The organism is Oerskovia gallyi, from assembly GCF_014836745.1.
Classification (GTDB): domain Bacteria; phylum Actinomycetota; class Actinomycetes; order Actinomycetales; family Cellulomonadaceae; genus Oerskovia; species Oerskovia paurometabola.
Genome location: NZ_JACSQE010000001.1, coordinates 319103 through 335606 on the forward strand (window position 1 = coordinate 319103; position 16504 = coordinate 335606).

Here is a 16504-nt window from a genome sequence, read left to right on the forward strand (position 1 = left end):
CCCCCCCCCCCCCCCCCCCCCCGCCACCCGGAACACGGGGACGTCAGGCGGTGCGGGAGACGTCCAGGAAGGACAGGCCCGTGACGGGGATGGGCTTGAACCCGGTCAGCGCCGAGTCCTCCCAGGCCGTGGGGAGCTTGCGGTGCAGCAGCGGGTACAGCGGGACCTCGTCGGAGAGGATGTCGAAGACCTGGCCCCAGGTCTTCTTCTGCTTGGCCGCGTCCTGCTCGGCGGCACCCTGGTCGAGCAGGCGCGTGACCTCCGCGAACTCGGGCGTGCTGGCCCAGCGGTAGCGCTTGACCGGCCACACCGAGCCCGAGTACCACCAGCGGAGCAGCAGGTCGGGGTCGTTGCCGAAGACCGAGGGGTCACCGGGGGCGACCATGACCTCGAGCCCGCCGTCGTCGACCTTCTTGTACTGACCGCCGGACTGGCCGATGTCGAGCGTCGTGGAGATCCCGACCGCGTCGAGGTCCTCCTTGATGAGCGGGGCGACGTCCTTGACCCAGCTCGTGTCGGTCGTCAGGAGGGTGATCGTCAGGCCGCTCACGCCCGCGTCGGCCAGGAGCTTCTTGGCCTTGGCGGGGTCGTGCGAGTAGACCGTCGAGGCCTTGACGTAGGACGGGTGCTCCTTGTGCAGGAAGCTGGTCGCCGCGGTCGCGTTGCCGAGCAGGCCCGTGCTGATGATCTTGTCCATGTCGAGCGCGTGGAAGAACGCCTGACGCACGCGCTTGTCGGTGAACGGCGCCTTGGTGCAGTCGAACATCATGAACAGCAGACCGAACGACTGGACGGACTCGACGGTGACGGCGTTCGCGAGGCGGTCGACGTCGAGGTACGGCACGTCCTCGATCGACTGGACGCGGCCCGACTCGACCGCGGTCACGCGAGCGGCGGCGTCCGAGAGCAGGTTCCACGTCATGGCCTTGGCGAGCGCGGGGCGCGAGCCGTTGTAGGCGTCGAAGCGCTCGAACGTGATCTTGTCGTCGACCGTCGCGCTGGTGAGCTTGTACGGGCCCGAGCCCACGGGCAGCGAGTCGTAGGCCTTGGGGTCGGCCTCGACGATCGCCTTCGGGACGATCTTGACGACCGAGACGCGGTCGACGAACAGCCCGAACGGGTAGTTGAGCGTGAAGGTGACCGTCTTGGCGTCCTTGGCGGCGACCGAGGCGAGGAACGGCAGGAACTGGGAGTAGAGCGAGGCGTTCGCCGGGTCCAGGACGCGGTTGAAGCTGAACACCACGTCGTCGGTCGTGACGGGGGAGCCGTCGTGGAACGTCGCGCCGTCGCGCAGCGTGACCTCCCAGGTGGTCTCGTCGATCTTCTTGGGCAGCTCCTTGCCGAGCGCGGCGTAGGGCGTGCGGGCTGCCGGGTCGAGCTCGACGAGGCCCTCGAGGACGTGCCAGTTGGCGGCCATGGTCACGGCGCCGGACGTCGTCATGGGGTCGAAGCCGGTCGACAGGGCGTAGGAGATGCCCGCCTCGATCGTGCCGTCGAGGTTGGGCTTGGCCCCGCCGCCGGTGGCGGGGGTGGTCTGCGGGTCGGCCGAGGTGGACGCGGGTCCGCCGCAGGCGGCGATCGTGCCTGCGATCACCGCTCCTGCGCCGATCACGCCGGCGAGCTTGAGGAAGCTCCGGCGAGAGGTGTCGGTCGCGTTCGTGCTAGTCGCCATCGAGGTAGCCATGAACTCTCCAGATATAGGACGTCTGATGTCTGACGCTGGTAGGGTTGAACCGTAGAGGCAATTTCTGAGGAGGTCAAGGCGCATGACAGCTACCGAGCCCGTGTCACATCTGGGCTTCGGAGGTCAGGGGGTGCGTCCCCCGACGACTACCGAACAGATCAAGGACTACATCCTGCGGGCCCATCTGCGGCCCGGTGATCTGCTGCCGACCGAGGCCGAGCTGTGCTCGCTCCTGGGTGTCAGCCGGTCGAACGTCCGCGAGGCGATCAGGACGCTCGCGGCCCTCGACATCGTCGAGGTGCGGCACGGCTACGGCACCTACGTGGGCCAGCTCTCGCTCAAGCCGCTGGTCGAAGGGCTGGTGTTCCGCGGGGTGCTGATCCCGGGGGACGACTTCTCGGCGCTGCGCGAGGTGGTCGAGGTGCGCCAGGCGCTCGACCTGTCGATGGCCGAGCAGATCGTCACCGAGATGGCCGGGACCTCGAACCCCGACCTCGAGAGCCTCGTCGCCGCGATGGAGCGCAAGGCGCAGAGGGGTGAGGACTTCTTCGAGGAGGACCGCGAGTTCCACTCGCACCTGCTCGCGCACCTCGACAACTTCCTCGTGGCACAGCTCGGCACCGCGTTCTGGGACGTGCACCAGGTGGTCTCGCCCAAGCTGGGGCTGCCCGCACCCGAGCAGATCGACCTCACCGCGAAGGCGCACGGGGCGATGCTGCGAGCGGCGGAGGCGGGGGATGCCGACGCGTACCGGGCCGCGGTCGTCGCGCACTACGCGCCGCTCCAGGACGCGCTGCGCCACGTGGCGGCCACGGTCGAGGCCGAGCGTGCGGCGTCCGCCGGGGTGAGGGCGTCGCTGGAACCGTCCGGCGAGCGTCCGGCCGCCGCAGCCGAGGCGGGCACGGCGTGAGCCGCGCGGTGCTGGCCCCGGGGTCGCGAGCCGTCCTGATCGGCGACTCGATCACCGACGCCGGGCGGGTCGCCGAGGGGGAGTTCGGGCTCGGGCACGGCTACGCGGCCCGGGTCGCCGGCGTGTGCGGGCGCCGCGGGATCGAGGTGCTCAACCGTGGCGTGAGCGGTCACCGGGTCGTGGACCTGCAGGCGCGCTGGGACGCCGACGTCCTCGCGCTCGAGCCCGACCTCGTCTCGATCAAGATCGGGATCAACGACACGTGGCGCCGCTACGACGCAGGGGATGCGACGAGCACCGAGGCGTTCGAGTCCGGCTACCGCGACCTGCTCGACCGGACCCGCGCCGGGGCGCCCCGCGCCGCGATCGTGCTGGTCGAGCCCTTCCTGGTGCCGGTCCGCGCGGAGCAGTGGGGCTGGCGCGAGGACCTGGACCCCAAGATCCAGGTCGTGCGGCGGCTCGCGACCGAGTACGGGCTGGCGCTCGTGGCGACCGACGGGCCGTTCGCGCAGGCCGTCGCGACGAGCGGGCTGGGGCCCCAGGCCTGGGCGTACGACGGCGTGCACCCCACCCCGGCAGGTCACGACCTGCTGGCGGACGCCTGGACGAGCGTGGTGCGGCTGGGTTGAGGAGGAGCGCGCGGCACGCGACCGCGCGTGTGCACTGCGCAACATCCGAGGGGGCCGGCCTGGCGGAGGCGGGGCCGAGGGGGGACACTGGTCGGTGAGTGTCCCGTGGGCACTCCCTGACCGTCGTCGTCCCGGACGCCCCCACGCTACGGACCGTGGGACCGGGGCGAGGTACGGGATTTCCCCGCACTGCTCGCAGTGCGGGGGGACCGCATGAGGTGTGCGGGAGGTAAGGGGCGCCGGTTGCCACTGGGGGCGGCCGGCGCCTCCCGCACGTTCGGGGCGGGTCGCTGCCCGACGGCGCCGCGGAGGTTCGGGGGCCCGGCTCGGCGGGCTCAGCCCTGGGTGCGGAGCGCGATCATCTCGTCGATGAGCGCGAGGAGCTCGTCGATCGAGCCGGCCCGGTCCTGGGCCGCGGCCGAGGGAGAGGCGCCGCTCGCGAAGTGCTCGCTGGCCTGGGCGTAGAGCCCGTCACCGATGAGCATGATCGCCCGGGTGACGACGGGGTCGCCGACGACGTCGAGCACCGCGCCGGTCCACGCGTCGTGGGCGTCGTCGAGCGCGGCGCGGGCCTGCGGGTAGCTGCCCTGGGCGAGCCGCGAGACGGCGACGTAGACGAGCTCGAAGCTGCTGTCCGAGTCGGCCGACGTCCGGATGAAGTAGTCGACCGGGCCGGCCGGCCACGAGCGCATGGTCTCGACGTCCGCGGCGGTCAGCTCGCGCAGGAGCCCCATGAGCCCCTCGGCCAGCGCGACCTTGGAGCCGAAGTGGTAGAGCAGGCCGCCCTTGGAGACTCCTGCCTCGGCGGCGACGGCGTCGAGCGTGGCCGCGCGTTCTCCTTGCGTGACGAGCAGGGTGGCGAATGCCTCGAGGACCTTGGCGCGAGCGGCAGGGGGCGGCGGCATCTTGAAAGTGTACCGTCCGGTCGGTTACTGTACCGTCTGGACGGTTGGCAGTCCGGCGCCACAGCGCCGCCCCAGCCGTCCTCGTACGTGAAAGGACTGCTCCCGTGACTCTCGTCCAGGACAACCGGACGCCCCGGGACCCGAACGGCCCCCAGGGCGCTTCGACGCACCCCGCGAGCTCCGGCTCGCCCCTGACCCGCAACCGCCGGTGGATCGCGCTCGCCGTGCTCATGCTCCCCGTGCTGCTCGTCTCGATCGACAACACGGTCCTGACCTTCGCGCTGCCGCAGATCTCCGAGGCGCTGCGCCCCACGGGGACCCAGCTGCTGTGGATGATCGACATCTACCCGCTCGTGCTCGCGGGCCTGCTCGTCTCGATGGGATCGTTCGCGGACCGCATCGGGCGACGCCGGCTGCTGCTGATCGGCGCCGTCGGCTTCGCCGCGATCTCGGTCGTCGCGGCCTACGCGCCCAGCGCCGAGGCCCTCGTCGCGTCGCGTGCGGGGCTCGGCTTCTTCGGCGCCATGATCATGCCGCCGACCCTCTCGCTGCTGCGCAACATCTTCACCGACCGCGAGGAGCGCCGGCTCGCGATCGCGATCTGGGCCGCGGGCTTCGCGGCCGGCAACGCGATCGGCCCGATCGCGGGCGGGTTCCTGCTCGAGCACTCGTGGTGGGGCTCGGTCTTCCTGCTCGCGGTCCCCGTGCTGCTGCTCCTGCTGGTCCTCGCGCCGATCTTCGTGCCCGAGTCGAAGGACGCGAACCCGGGCCGGGTCGACGTCCTGTCGATCGCGCTCTCGATGGCGACCATGGCGCCGATCGTGCTCGGCATCAAGACCCTCGCCAAGTCCGGGCCCAGCGCGCTCGCCGTGGGTGCGCTCGTCCTCGGGGTCGCCGCCGGGTGGGCGTTCGTGCGGCGCCAGCTCGGGCGCCCCGACCCCATGATCGACGTCCGCCTGTTCCGCCGGGGGGAGTTCTCCGGTGCGGTCGTGATCAACCTCCTGTCGGTGTTCTCGCTCGTGGGCTTCCTGTTCTTCGTGTCGCAGGACGTCCAGCTCGTGCTCGGGCTGAGCCCCATGAAGGCCGGCTACGCGCTGCTGCCGGGGCTGGCCGCGATGATCGTCGCGGGCCTGCTCGTCGTGCGGGTCGTGCGCCGGGTGCGTCCGTCGTACGTGGTCGCGGTCGCGCTGCTGTTCGCCGCGGCGGGCTACGCGATCGTCGCGCTGAGCGCGGGCGCGAGCACGCTCATGGTGCTCGTCGTCGCGTTCGTGGTCCTCGCGATCGGGATCGGCGCTGCCGAGACCGTCTCGAACGACCTGATCGTCTCGGCCGTCCCGGCGGACAAGGCCGGTGCGGCCTCGGCGATCTCCGAGACCGCGTACGAGGTCGGCGCCGTGCTGGGCACGGCCGTCCTCGGGAGCATCCTCACTGCGTCCTACCACCGCAACGTCGTCGTACCCGACGGGGTGCCCGCCGCGGACGCGACCGCGGCCGCCGAGACGCTCGGCGGCGCGACGCAGGTCGCCGAGACCCTGCCCGCGGATCAGGCCCAGGCCCTGCTGGCCTCGGCTCACGAGGCCTTCGGCAGCGGCGTGGGGACCACGTCGTGGATCGGCTTCGGGCTCATGCTCGTGGCGGCAACGATCGCCCTCGTGGCGCTGCGCTCCGCACGGGCGTGAGAGGTCGCGCCGGACATTCACCCGGGTGCCTCCGGGCGTGCCCGCTGGCACCCGGGTGATCGATCGGGAAGTGTGAGAGGTGATGAGCCACCCACGCAGCACCCCGCCCCACGAGACCCGACGCGCACCGGTCGGGTTCGAGGGCGCCGACGTGTCCGGGGCCGGACGCCCGGAGGTCGAGGCGCGTCGGTTCGTGCGGGCGGCAGGCGCGAGGCCCGCGCGGAGAGCGAAGCGGTGAGGGACCCGTGAGCGAACGTGCCGGACCCGGTGAATCGGACCCCGGTGGTCCGGAGGGCGGGACGCGGCACGGCAGAATACGGGGCATGAGCAGAGGTGCCCGGTGGATCCTCGTCGCGGTCGTCGCGGCGCTGGTGATCGTGCTCGCCGGGCCGTACGTCGTGGCCCGCATCTCGGCGGGCAACCCGCCCCCTCCGCTCGGTCTCCAGACCCCCGGAGAGAGCGCCCTGCCCTCCGAGTCGCCCGACCCCGGTCCGTTCGACCCGGACGGTACGTGGGTCGTGAGCCCGGGCTCGCAGGCGGGATACCGGGTCGACGAGGTCCTCAGTGGCGAGAAGGGGACGGTCGTGGGCCGTACCGAGGCGGTCGGTGGTTCGCTCGTGGTCACCGACGGCGAGCTCGTCCGGGCCGACGTCACGGTGGACACGGCGTCGATCGCGAGCGACAGCGTGGTGCGCGACGACGCGTTCCGGCGCCTCCTCGAGACCGACGTGTTCCCCAACGCGGTGTTCATCCTCACCGAACCGGTCGACCTCACGGGGATCGAGAACCGGGCCGAGCCCCTGACGGTCAAGGCGCGGGGCACCCTGACGATCCGGGACGTGACCGAACCCGTGTCCGTGACGCTCGAGGCACGGCGCTCGGGCGACGGGGTCCAGGTCACCGGGGCCATCCCGGTGACGTTCGCCGACTTCGGCGTGCACGTGCCCGAGCTGCCGTTCGTGACCCTCGACCCGTCGGGGACGGTCGAGATGCTGCTCCGGCTCGAACGCGGCGCGCCCGCGCAGACGCCCGCGCCCTGAGCCTGCGCGGTCCAGGAGGTCCGGGGCCGTTCGACGGCTGCGGGGAGCGTCCGACGCCGAGATCTCGTGTGCGCCCCCGGTCGTGCTCGACGGGACAGCGTGCACGTGGATAAAGTTCGGTATGCCGAACTTTCGACTTCGCACAGGGGTCAAACCCGTCCTCGGAGGCCTCGCCGCACTGCTCCTCGTCGCAGGCTGCACGGGTGAGTCCTCCTCGGGGGAGCCCCTGCCGGGTGACGCCGCCGTCGCGGAGGCGAGCGACGGCGTCGGGCCGCTGCGGGTCCTGACCACCTTCACCGTGCTGGCCGACATGGCCCGCGAGGTCGGCGGCGACCACGTCGAGGTCGCGTCCCTGACCAAGGTGGGCGCCGAGATCCACGGTTACGAGCCCACGCCCGCGGACCTGCGCCGCGCCGCGAGCGCGGACCTGGTCCTGGACAACGGGCTCGGGCTCGAGAAGTGGTTCGAGCCCTTCGTCGCGCGCCTCGACGCCCCGCACGTCACGGTCTCCGACGGGGTCGACGTGATCGAGATCGGGTCGGGGGCGTACGACGGGCGCCCCAACCCGCACGCGTGGATGTCGCCCGTCAACGGCGCGATCTACGCGCGCAACATCGGCGAGGCGTTCGCCGCGGCGGACCCCGCGAACGCGGCCGACTACCGTGCGAACGCCGCCGAGTACGCCGAACGCATCGACACCGTGGGTCGCGAGCTCGCGGCCGAGGTCGACCAGGTCCCGGCCGGCTCCCGCGCGCTCGTCACGTGCGAGGGGGCGTTCTCCTACCTGGCGCGCGACGTCGGGCTCGACGAGAAGTTCCTGTGGCCCGTCAACGCCGACCAGCAGGGCACGCCGCAGCAGGTCGCGCGCGTCATCGACTACGTGCGGGACAACGACGTGCGCGCCGTGTTCTGCGAGACGACGGTCTCGGCCGCGGCCCAGCGGCAGGTCGCGGCCGAGACGGGCGCGACGTACGCGGGCACGCTCTACGTCGACTCGCTGTCCCGGCCCGACGGCGCCGTCCCCACCTACCTCGACCTGCTCACCCACGACGCGCACGTCATCAGCGCGGGGCTGCGAGGCGAGTCGTGACGAGCGCTCGCCGGGCGCCCGTGGGGGAGACCCGTGACCCGGCCAGCACCCGACCAGATGCCCGACCAGATGCTCGACCCGACGACCTGGAGCCGCACATGGACCCCACGCCAGCCCTCGACGTCCGCGGGCTCACCGTCCGCTACCGCGAGGTCCTCGCGCTCGAGGACGTGGGGCTCTCTCTCGCGCCCGGCGCCGTGACCGGGCTGATCGGGGCCAACGGCTCGGGCAAGTCGACGCTGTTCCGGTCCGTCATGGGCATGACGCGCGGGAACGGCGTGACCCAGGCCGGGGACGTACGGATCTACGGCCGGGACGCGGACGCGGCGCGCAAGGACGGCCTCGTCGGCTACGTGCCGCAGTCCGAGGACGTCGACTGGGCGTTCCCGGTCGACGTGCGCGACGTCGTGACCATGGGCCGCTACGGAGGGCTCGGGCCGACGCGCCGCGCACGGGGCGAGGATCGTCGGGCCGTGGCCGACGCGCTGGAGCGCGTGGGGCTCGCGGACCTCGCGCACCGCCAGATCGGCCGGCTGTCCGGGGGGCAGCGCAAGCGGGTCTTCGTCGCCCGGGCGATCGCCCAGGGCGCGCGGCTGCTGCTGCTCGACGAGCCGTTCGCGGGCGTCGACAAGGTCTCGGAGGCGCAGATCACCACGGTGCTGCGGAGCCTGGCGGCGGCCGGCTGCGCCGTCCTGGTCTCGACGCACGACCTGTCCTCGCTGCCGGACCTGGTCGACGACGCGATCCTGCTCCAGCGGCGCGTCATCATGACCGGGCCGCCCGACGTGGTGCTGCGCCCTGAGAACCTTGCCCGCACGTTCGGGATCGACCCGCTCGCCGCGACCCGGGGCGAGTCCGGCACGGCCGACGACGGCGCCGTCGGTGCCGTCGGCCCCCCGCCCCACCTGCCGGCGCCGCACGGCTCCGCGACGACCGAAGGAGTCGCCCGATGAACCCGCTCGACCTGCTCGCCGCCGCGGGGACGTGGCTCGCCGCGCCGCTCGAGTACGAGTTCGTGCAGCGCGCGCTGCTCGTCGCGGTGGTCGCGAGCATCGTGTGCGCCCTCCTGAGCTGCTGGCTCATCATGATCGGCTGGTCGCTGCTCGGGGACGCGGTCTCGCACGCGGTGCTGCCGGGCGTCGTGCTGTCCTACATCGTCGGGGTGCCGTTCGCGGTGGGTGCGCTCGTGTTCGGGATCGGGGCGGTCGCGCTGATCGGCACGGTCCGGGACACGAGCCGGCTCAAGGAGGACGCGGCGATCGGCGTGGTCTTCACGACGCTGTTCGCGATCGGGATCGTGCTCGTCTCGGTGACCCCGAGCCAGATCGACCTGGGCCACATCCTGTTCGGCAACATGCTGGGCATCACGGACACGGACCTGTGGCAGGTCGTGGTCCTGGGTGCGCTGACGACCGTGGTGCTCGTGCTCAAGCGGCGGGACCTGACGCTGTTCGCGTTCGACCCCGTGCACGCGCACGCGGTCGGCATCTCCCCGAGGCGCCTGTCCGCGCTGCTGCTGGGCTCGCTCGCGCTGACCGTGGTGGTCGCGCTCCAGGCGGTCGGGGTCGTGCTCGTCGTGGCCCTGGTCATCACGCCGGGCGCCACGGCCTACCTCCTGGTCGACCGGATGTCCCGCATGCTCGTGGTGGCGCCGCTCGTCGCGGTGGGCTGCGCGGTCGTCGGGATCTACGCGAGCTACTACCTCGACACCGCGAGCGCCGCGACGATCGTGGTCGCGCAGGGGGTCGTGTTCGCCGTCGCGTACGTGGTGCACCTGGCGCGCCGCCCGCGCGTGGTGCAGACCGTGGGCCCGACGGCGGAGCGTGAGACCGCGGAGCTGGTCACCGGGTGAGGGGGGGCGGGGACGGGGTCAGCCGCGTGCGAGCGGTCGGGTGCGGGTGCGCCCCCGGGAGCCCGCGCCTCGGCGTCCGGCCCGCGGCGCGCCCCGGCCCCGCCCGGGCCCGTGAAATAGAGTGAGCGCCGTGGACCATCCCCTCGACCTGACCTCCGTCGCCCAGGACTACCTCAAGGTGGTGTGGTCGGCGCAGGAGTGGTCCGACGAGCCCGTGACCACGAAGCTGCTCGCGGACCGCCTGGGCGTAGGAGCCTCGACCGTCTCGGAGACCGTGCGCCGGCTGTCCTCGCAGGGCCTGCTCGTGCACGCCCGCTACGGCGCGATCGAGCTCACGGACCTGGGTCGTTCGCACGCGGTCGCGATGGTGCGCCGGCACCGCATCCTCGAGACGTACCTGGTCTCCGAGCTGGGGTACTCGTGGGACGAGGTGCACGACGAGGCCGAGGTCCTGGAGCACGCGGTGTCGGACCTGATGCTCGACCGGATCGACGCCCTGCTCGGCCATCCGACGCGTGACCCGCACGGCGACCCGATCCCGACCGCCGCGGGACACGTCCCGCGCCCGGCGGCGGTCCGGCTCTCGGAGCTCGACCCGGGGGCTTGCGCCGTCGTCGCGCGCATCTCGGACGCGGACCCGGACGTGCTGCGCTACCTCGCGGAGCTGGGCCTGGGGCTCGATGCCGAGGTCTGCGTGCAGGAGCGGCGCGAGTACGCGGGCACCATGTCCATCACGTGGGGGAGCGAGGCGAGCCCCGTGCACCTGGGGCTCCCGGCGGCGTCCCGCGTGTGGGTCGTGCCGCAGGCCCTCGCGGCGGGCCACGCCCCCGTCTAGACTGGCGTTCTTCCCGCATCATGCTGCCGACGGCGTCAGCGAACGGCTCGAATCGATTCGATCCGCAACTTCCTGCCCGTGAACACCCTCGAAGGGGTCCCGCCTTGACCGTCGACAGCACCAGCGCGCCCGGCCCGACCGACACTCTCGACGCGCCCGCCCCGGGCGGCGTGCGACGTCGTCGGGCGGGCGGCGCACGCCGTGGTCCACGGACGACCGGGCTCGCGCTGCTCGCGCTCGCCGCGGGCGGCTTCACGATCGGCACGACCGAGTTCGCGACCATGGGCCTCCTGCCCGACATCGCCGCAGACCTCGGTGCGACCATCCCGGTCACCGGGCACGCCATCACGGCCTACGCCGTGGGCGTCGTGGTCGGCGCGCCCCTGCTCACCGTGCTCGCCGCGCGCGTCTCGCGCAAGAAGCTGCTGATCGCGCTCATGCTCGCCTACACCCTCGGCAACGTGCTCTCGGCCGCCGCCCCGACCATCGAGTGGCTCATCGCGGGACGCTTCCTCGCAGGGTTGCCGCACGGCGCGTTCTTCGGGGTGGGGGCCGCGGTCGGCGCCGCCGTCGTCGGTCCCGGGCGGCGCGGCCACGCCGTGGCCATGATGATGACCGGGCTGACGATCGCGAACGTCGTGGGCGTGCCCCTGTCGACGTTCGCGGGCCAGCAGCTCGGCTGGCGCGCGGCCTTCGTGCTCATCGGCGTCCTGGGCGGCGTCACCCTCGCGGCCCTGTGGCGCTGGGTCCCCGCGGGCGCGGGCGACACCGGGTCGAGCGTGAGCCAGGAGGTCGCCGCGCTGAAGAACGGCCCGCTGTGGATCAGCTTCGTGGGCGGGGCGATCGGCTTCGGCGGCATGTTCGCCGTCTACTCGTACGTCGCGCCCACCATGACCGAGGTCACGGGCCTCTCGCTCGGGGTCGTGCCCGTGGTCCTCGCGATCTTCGGCCTCGGCATGACGCTCGGGACGATCGTCGGCGGACGGCTCGCCGACAAGGACGTCCTGCGGACCGTGTGGATCGGCTTCGGCTCGACGGCCGCAGCCCTCGTCGCCTTCGCGCTCACGGGCCAGAGCCCGGTCCCGGCCGTCGCGTCCCTGTTCCTGCTGGGCGTGACGTCGCAGATCCTCGGCCTCGCGCTCCAGACCCGGCTCATGGACCTCTCGCCCGGCGCCCCGTCGCTCGGGGCAGCTCTGTGCCACTCGGCGCTCAACGTGGGCAACGCCAACGGGGCGTTCCTCGGCGGCCTCGTCATCGCGGCGGGCTGGAGCTACCTCGACCTCGCGTGGACAGGCCTCGCGCTCACGCTCGCCGGGCTAGCGATCATCGCCCTGTTCGGGCGCCAGCGCGTCGTGCACGTCCGGGAGGACGAGCAGGCGGAGCCGTCTCCGGTCGGCACGGCGTGATCCTGCTCGCCCCTCCCGCGCTCACCCGGGGGCGGCGCCTCAGGCGTTGAGGCCCAGCCCCTTGCGCCCCTTCGCGAAGTAGGCGATCGGACCCACCCAGTTCGCCAGCATCGCCACACCCCACGCGATCTTCGGGCCCTCGACCTCGTCGGCGGGCCGCCGGGCCAGGTCGCGGTAACCGGCGACGGTGAGCGTGATCTGCACGAGCGAGAGCACCACCATCACGACCTTCTTGCCGCCGCTGAACTCGCTCCACGACTTCTTGTGCGCCTTCTTGTGCGCCATGAACAACCCCTCCGCTCTCGGTACGACGTCCTGTGCCCACGACGCTACGCGTGCTCCACCCGACACGCGCGGCACGCGTGCTACGGCCTCGTGACGCCGCGCGTACGTGGAGCGTTCAGCCAAGCCCCAGACATCGCCGGTACCTTGGGCCCACCTGTGTGCCGGAAGTGCACGCGCAGACCCTTCAGGAGCGGTTCGTGAGCGAGAGCCCCACCCGTCCTTCCCGCACCGGGCGCACCCCGGGCACCACCGGCGACTCCGCCGACCTCGCCGCGGACGAGGGGGGCGGCCCCCGGGTCCCCGACGTCGACGCGAAGAACCTCACCCCCCGCGCCTTCGGCTGGATCCTCCTGGTCGCGGGCGCCGTCGGGCTGGTCGGCGCCGCCTGGCTCGCGATCGAGCGCTACCTCAAGCTCATCGACCCGAACCACGTCGCGGCCTGCTCGCTCAACCCGTTCCTCGACTGCGGCCCCGCGATGGCGTCCTGGCAGGGGGCGCTCCTCGGGTTCCCCAACCCGTTCCTCGGCGTCGCGGCCTTCCCCGTGGTCATGACGATCGGCGTCGTCGTCCTCACCGGCGCGCGGCTGCCCCGCTGGTTCTGGCTCACCCTGCTCGCCGTCACGACTCTCGCCATGGGCCTCGTCGTCTTCCTGGTGTGGACCAGCCTCTACGTGCTCGTCGTGCTCTGCCCGTTCTGCATGGTCGTGTGGGCCGCGATGCTGCCGATCTTCTGGTTCCAGGTCGTGCACGCCGTCCAGGGGGGGTACCTCAAGGTCTCCGAGGGGGTCCGCCGCGTGATCGTCGACAACAAGGGCACGCTCCTCGCGGTGCTGTACGTCCTCCTCGTGGCCTGGGTCTTCCTCGAGATGGGCCCCACGATCGTCGAGTACCTCCAGACGGTCTGACCGGCACGCCTTCCGACGGCCCCCGTCCGCCCGGGAGGACGGGGGCGGACGGGCCTCGACGCCGTGGGCGAGCGGCGCCGTCGGGCAGGGGGGGACGTGGGCGTCCAGCCCGCGCCCGCCTGCCGGACGACGCCCCGCCGAACGGTAAACTCGCGGGGTGAGCACGCCTGAGAACCCCGCCCCCGAGAACCCCGCCGAGTCCGTGCACGACGCCCCCGCGTCCTCGCCCGAGACGACCTCCCACCGATACACGCCCGCGCTCGCGCAGGACATCGAGCTCCGGTGGCAGGACGCGTGGGAGGAGCGCGGCACGTTCTGGGCGGCCAACCCCTCGGGGCACCTCACCGACGGCGACGGCAAGCACGCCGACGGGCGCTCGCCCTACTTCATCATGGACATGTTCCCGTACCCCTCGGGCGCGGGCCTGCACGTCGGGCACCCGCTCGGGTACATCGCGACCGACGTCGTCGGGCGCTTCCGGCGCATGTGCGGCGACAACGTCCTGCACGCCCTCGGCTACGACGCGTTCGGCCTGCCCGCCGAGCAGTTCGCGGTGCAGACCGGCCAGCACCCGCGCGTCACGACCGAGGCCAACATGGCCAACATGAAGCGCCAGCTGCGCCGCCTGGGCCTGGGGCACGACTCGCGCCGCTCGTTCGCGACGATCGACCCGGAGTACGTCCGCTGGACCCAGTGGATCTTCCTGCAGATCTTCGAGGCCTGGTACGACGAGGACGCCGTGCGTCCCGACGGCGGCACGGGCCGTGCGCGCCCCATCACCGAGCTCGAGGCCGAGTACGACGCAGGTACGCGTGCCGTCCCCGGCCACCCTGAGGGCACCCGCTGGGCGGACCTCGACCGCGTCGCGCAGCGCGCCGTGATCGACCCGCAGCGCCTGGCCTACGTGTCCGAGTCGCCCGTCAACTGGGCACCCGGACTGGGCACCGTGCTCGCGAACGAGGAGGTCACGTCCGACGGCCGCTCCGAGCGCGGCAACTTCCCCGTCTTCCAGCGCAGCCTGCGCCAGTGGAACATGCGCATCACCGCGTACGCGGACCGCCTGGCCGACGACCTGGACCTCATCGACTGGCCGGAGAAGGTCAAGTCGATGCAGCGCAACTGGATCGGCCGCAGCGAGGGCGCCACCGTGCGCTTCGCGATCGACGGCGTGGGCGCGGCAGGAAACCAGGACGTCGAGGTCTTCACGACGCGCCCCGACACCCTGTTCGGCGCGACGTTCATGGTCGTCTCGCCCGAGCACCCCCTGCTCGACGAGGTCCCCGCCGAGTGGCCCGACGGTACGCGTGACGTGTGGACCGGCGGGCACGCGACCCCGATCGACGCCGTCGCCGCCTACCGCAAGGAGGCCGCGGCCAAGACCGCGGTCGAGCGCCAGGCCGACGCGGGCAAGAAGACGGGCGTTTTCACGGGCCACCTGGCCGTGAACCCCGTCAACGGCACGCTCATCCCCGTGTTCACGGCCGACTACGTCCTCATGGGCTACGGCACGGGCGCCATCATGGCCGTCCCCGGCGGCGACGAGCGCGACCACGCGTTCGCCGAGGCCTTCGAGCTGCCCGTGATCCGTACGGTCGCGGCCCCCGAGGACCACGAGGGCGCCTGGACCGGCGACGGCGAGATCGTCAACTCGTCCAACGACGAGATCTCGCTCGACGGCCTCAGCGTGCCCGACGCCAAGCGCGCCATGATCGAGTGGCTCGAGGCCAGGAACATCGGCACCGGCACCATCACCTACCGCCTGCGCGACTGGCTCTTCAGCCGCCAGCGCTACTGGGGCGAGCCGTTCCCCATCGTCTACGACGAGAACGACCAGCCGATCGCGCTGCCCGACTCGCTGCTGCCCGTCAACCTGCCCGAGGTCCCCGACTACTCGCCGCGCACCTACGAGCCCGACGACGCCGACTCCTCGCCCGAGCCGCCGCTGGGCCGCAACGAGGACTGGGTCAACGTCACGCTCGACCTGGGCGACGGTCCCAAGACCTACCGCCGCGACACCAACACCATGCCCAACTGGGCCGGGTCATGCTGGTACTACCTGCGCTACCTCGACCCCGCGGACACCGAGCACATGGCCTCGCCCGAGCTCGAGAAGTACTGGACCGGCCCCGGCCACAACGCCACGGCCGGACCCGCGGGCGGCGTCGACCTGTACGTGGGCGGCGTCGAGCACGCCGTGCTGCACCTGCTGTACGCGCGCTTCTGGCACAAGGTCCTCCTGGACCTCGGGCACGTGACCAGCACCGAGCCGTTCCACAAGCTCTTCAACCAGGGCTACGTGCAGGCCTACGCCTACACCGACGCGCGCGGTGCGTACGTGCCGGCGGAAGAGGTCGTCGAAGAGAACAGCGGCGACGAGGTCCGGTACCTGTGGAAGGGCGAGCCCGTCAACCGCGAGTACGGGAAGATGGGCAAGTCGCTCAAGAACGTCGTGACGCCCGACGACATGTACGAGGCCTACGGCGCCGACACGTTCCGCGTGTACGAGATGTCCATGGGACCGCTCGACCTGTCACGCCCCTGGGACACGCGCGCCGTCGTCGGCTCGCAGCGGTTCCTGCAGCGGCTGTGGCGCAACGTGGTCAGCGAGGACACGGGGGAGACCACGGTCTCCGACGAGCCCGCCGAGGTCGCGACCCTGCGCCTGGTCCACCGGACCATCGCGGACGTGCGCGTCGAGATGGAGCACATGCGCTCCAACACGGCGATCGCCAAGCTCATCGCGCTCAACAACCACCTCACGGGCCTGGACCGCGTGCCGCGCGAGGCGATCGAGCCGCTGATCCTCATGGTCGCGCCCATCGCGCCGCACATCGCGGAGGAGCTGTGGTCGCGGCTCGGGCACCCGCAGTCGCTCGCGCACGAGCCCTTCCCGGTCGCGCTCGACGAGTACCTGGTCGAGGACACCGTGACGTGCGTCGTGCAGGTCCAGGGCAAGGTGCGCAGCCGGCTCGAGGTCCCGCCGTCGATCGGTGACGACGAGCTGCGTGAGCTGGCCCTGGCCGACGCGAACGTGCAGCGCACGCTCGACGGGCGGGGGATCCGCACGGTGATCGTCCGCGCGCCGAAGCTGGTGAACGTGGTCCCTGCCTGACATTTCTGTCGAGTGCATGATTCGGCTGCGACTCGCCGGGCGAGTCGCAGCCGAATCATGCACTCAAGGGCGCGTTGTCCACAGATTCGTCGGCTCACCACTATGGCGCCGCCGATCGGCGCATCGTGGCCGCATGACGAATCCTCAGATGCCATCGGTCGTGCTCCGCTCG

Annotated in this window: 14 protein-coding genes; 11 read left to right on the plus strand and 3 right to left on the minus strand. The window is 72.1% G+C overall.

Annotation, left to right across the window (positions count from 1 at the left end; translation table 11 throughout):
* Positions 1–43: 43 nt before the first annotated feature.
* Positions 44–1672, minus strand: coding sequence for an ABC transporter substrate-binding protein (locus H9640_RS01440; protein ID WP_191788950.1), 1629 nt, complete (start codon positions 1670–1672; stop codon positions 44–46).
* Between the two features lie 94 nt (positions 1673–1766).
* On the opposite strand from H9640_RS01440, the gene H9640_RS01445 reads away from it, so the two are divergent.
* Together H9640_RS01445 and H9640_RS01450 are read left to right on the plus strand one after the other, a co-directional pair.
* Positions 1767–2594 (plus strand): FadR/GntR family transcriptional regulator, encoded by an 828-nt coding sequence (locus H9640_RS01445; RefSeq protein WP_191788951.1) that lies wholly within the window; start codon positions 1767–1769, stop codon positions 2592–2594.
* The gene (locus H9640_RS01450) at positions 2591–3223 is read left to right on the plus strand and encodes an SGNH/GDSL hydrolase family protein (protein ID WP_318243592.1); all 633 of its coding nucleotides are present in this window, start codon (positions 2591–2593) and stop codon (positions 3221–3223) included. The genes H9640_RS01445 and H9640_RS01450 overlap by 4 nt, the downstream gene beginning before the upstream one ends.
* Before the next feature lie 335 nt (positions 3224–3558).
* Here H9640_RS01450 and H9640_RS19375 read toward each other — a convergent pair whose 3' ends face one another.
* Positions 3559–4128 (minus strand): TetR/AcrR family transcriptional regulator, encoded by a 570-nt coding sequence (locus H9640_RS19375; protein WP_191788952.1) that lies wholly within the window; start codon positions 4126–4128, stop codon positions 3559–3561.
* Between the two features lie 104 nt (positions 4129–4232).
* On the opposite strand from H9640_RS19375, the gene H9640_RS01460 reads away from it, so the two are divergent.
* The 7 genes from H9640_RS01460 (at position 4233) to H9640_RS01490 (ending at position 12030) form a co-directional block, all read left to right on the plus strand.
* A complete protein-coding gene (locus tag H9640_RS01460) occupies positions 4233–5807 on the plus strand; it encodes an MFS transporter (RefSeq protein ID WP_404821876.1) in 1575 nt (524 codons plus the stop codon).
* Between the two features lie 323 nt (positions 5808–6130).
* Positions 6131–6847, plus strand: a complete 717-nt coding sequence (locus H9640_RS01465) for a YceI family protein (protein ID WP_191788953.1) — start codon at positions 6131–6133, stop codon at positions 6845–6847.
* Between the two features lie 121 nt (positions 6848–6968).
* Positions 6969–7937: a metal ABC transporter substrate-binding protein gene (locus tag H9640_RS01470; protein ID WP_191788954.1), complete on the plus strand. Its 969-nt coding sequence runs from the start codon at positions 6969–6971 to the stop codon at positions 7935–7937.
* A gap of 98 nt (positions 7938–8035) precedes the next feature.
* A complete protein-coding gene (locus H9640_RS01475; protein WP_191788955.1) occupies positions 8036–8890 on the plus strand; it encodes a metal ABC transporter ATP-binding protein in 855 nt (284 codons plus the stop codon).
* A complete protein-coding gene (locus tag H9640_RS01480; protein WP_191788956.1) occupies positions 8887–9789 on the plus strand; it encodes a metal ABC transporter permease in 903 nt (300 codons plus the stop codon). The genes H9640_RS01475 and H9640_RS01480 overlap by 4 nt, the downstream gene beginning before the upstream one ends.
* Positions 9790–9919: 130 nt before the next feature.
* The gene (locus H9640_RS01485) at positions 9920–10624 is read left to right on the plus strand and encodes a metal-dependent transcriptional regulator (RefSeq protein ID WP_318243593.1); all 705 of its coding nucleotides are present in this window, start codon (positions 9920–9922) and stop codon (positions 10622–10624) included.
* A gap of 170 nt (positions 10625–10794) precedes the next feature.
* Complete coding sequence (locus H9640_RS01490) at positions 10795–12030, plus strand: MFS transporter (protein WP_318243605.1); 1236 nt, start codon at positions 10795–10797, stop codon at positions 12028–12030.
* Positions 12031–12069: 39 nt separating this feature from the next.
* Here the strand turns inward: H9640_RS01490 and H9640_RS01495 are convergent, their stop codons facing one another.
* Positions 12070–12315 (minus strand): PLDc N-terminal domain-containing protein, encoded by a 246-nt coding sequence (locus H9640_RS01495; protein ID WP_191788959.1) that lies wholly within the window; start codon positions 12313–12315, stop codon positions 12070–12072.
* Between the two features lie 197 nt (positions 12316–12512).
* On the opposite strand from H9640_RS01495, the gene H9640_RS01500 reads away from it, so the two are divergent.
* Complete coding sequence (locus tag H9640_RS01500; protein ID WP_191788960.1) at positions 12513–13220, plus strand: vitamin K epoxide reductase family protein; 708 nt, start codon at positions 12513–12515, stop codon at positions 13218–13220.
* 202 nt (positions 13221–13422) lie between these two features.
* Complete coding sequence (gene leuS / locus H9640_RS01505) at positions 13423–16332, plus strand: leucine--tRNA ligase (protein ID WP_191789153.1); 2910 nt, start codon at positions 13423–13425, stop codon at positions 16330–16332.
* Positions 16333–16504 lie beyond the last annotated feature (172 nt).

Excerpts from the sequence above, each read along its gene's own strand:
- H9640_RS01480 (WP_191788956.1), top strand. The coding sequence starts at position 8,887 with ATGAACCCGCTCGACCTGCTCGCCGCCGCGGGGACGTGGCTCGCCGCG.
- H9640_RS01475 (WP_191788955.1), top strand. The coding sequence starts at position 8,036 with ATGGACCCCACGCCAGCCCTCGACGTCCGCGGGCTCACCGTCCGCTAC.
- H9640_RS01465 (WP_191788953.1), top strand. The coding sequence starts at position 6,131 with ATGAGCAGAGGTGCCCGGTGGATCCTCGTCGCGGTCGTCGCGGCGCTG.
- H9640_RS01470 (WP_191788954.1), top strand. The coding sequence starts at position 6,969 with ATGCCGAACTTTCGACTTCGCACAGGGGTCAAACCCGTCCTCGGAGGC.
- H9640_RS01445 (WP_191788951.1), top strand. The coding sequence starts at position 1,767 with ATGACAGCTACCGAGCCCGTGTCACATCTGGGCTTCGGAGGTCAGGGG.
- H9640_RS19375 (WP_191788952.1), bottom strand. The coding sequence starts at position 4,128 with ATGCCGCCGCCCCCTGCCGCTCGCGCCAAGGTCCTCGAGGCATTCGCC.
- H9640_RS01440 (WP_191788950.1), bottom strand. The coding sequence starts at position 1,672 with ATGGCGACTAGCACGAACGCGACCGACACCTCTCGCCGGAGCTTCCTC.
- H9640_RS01495 (WP_191788959.1), bottom strand. The coding sequence starts at position 12,315 with ATGGCGCACAAGAAGGCGCACAAGAAGTCGTGGAGCGAGTTCAGCGGC.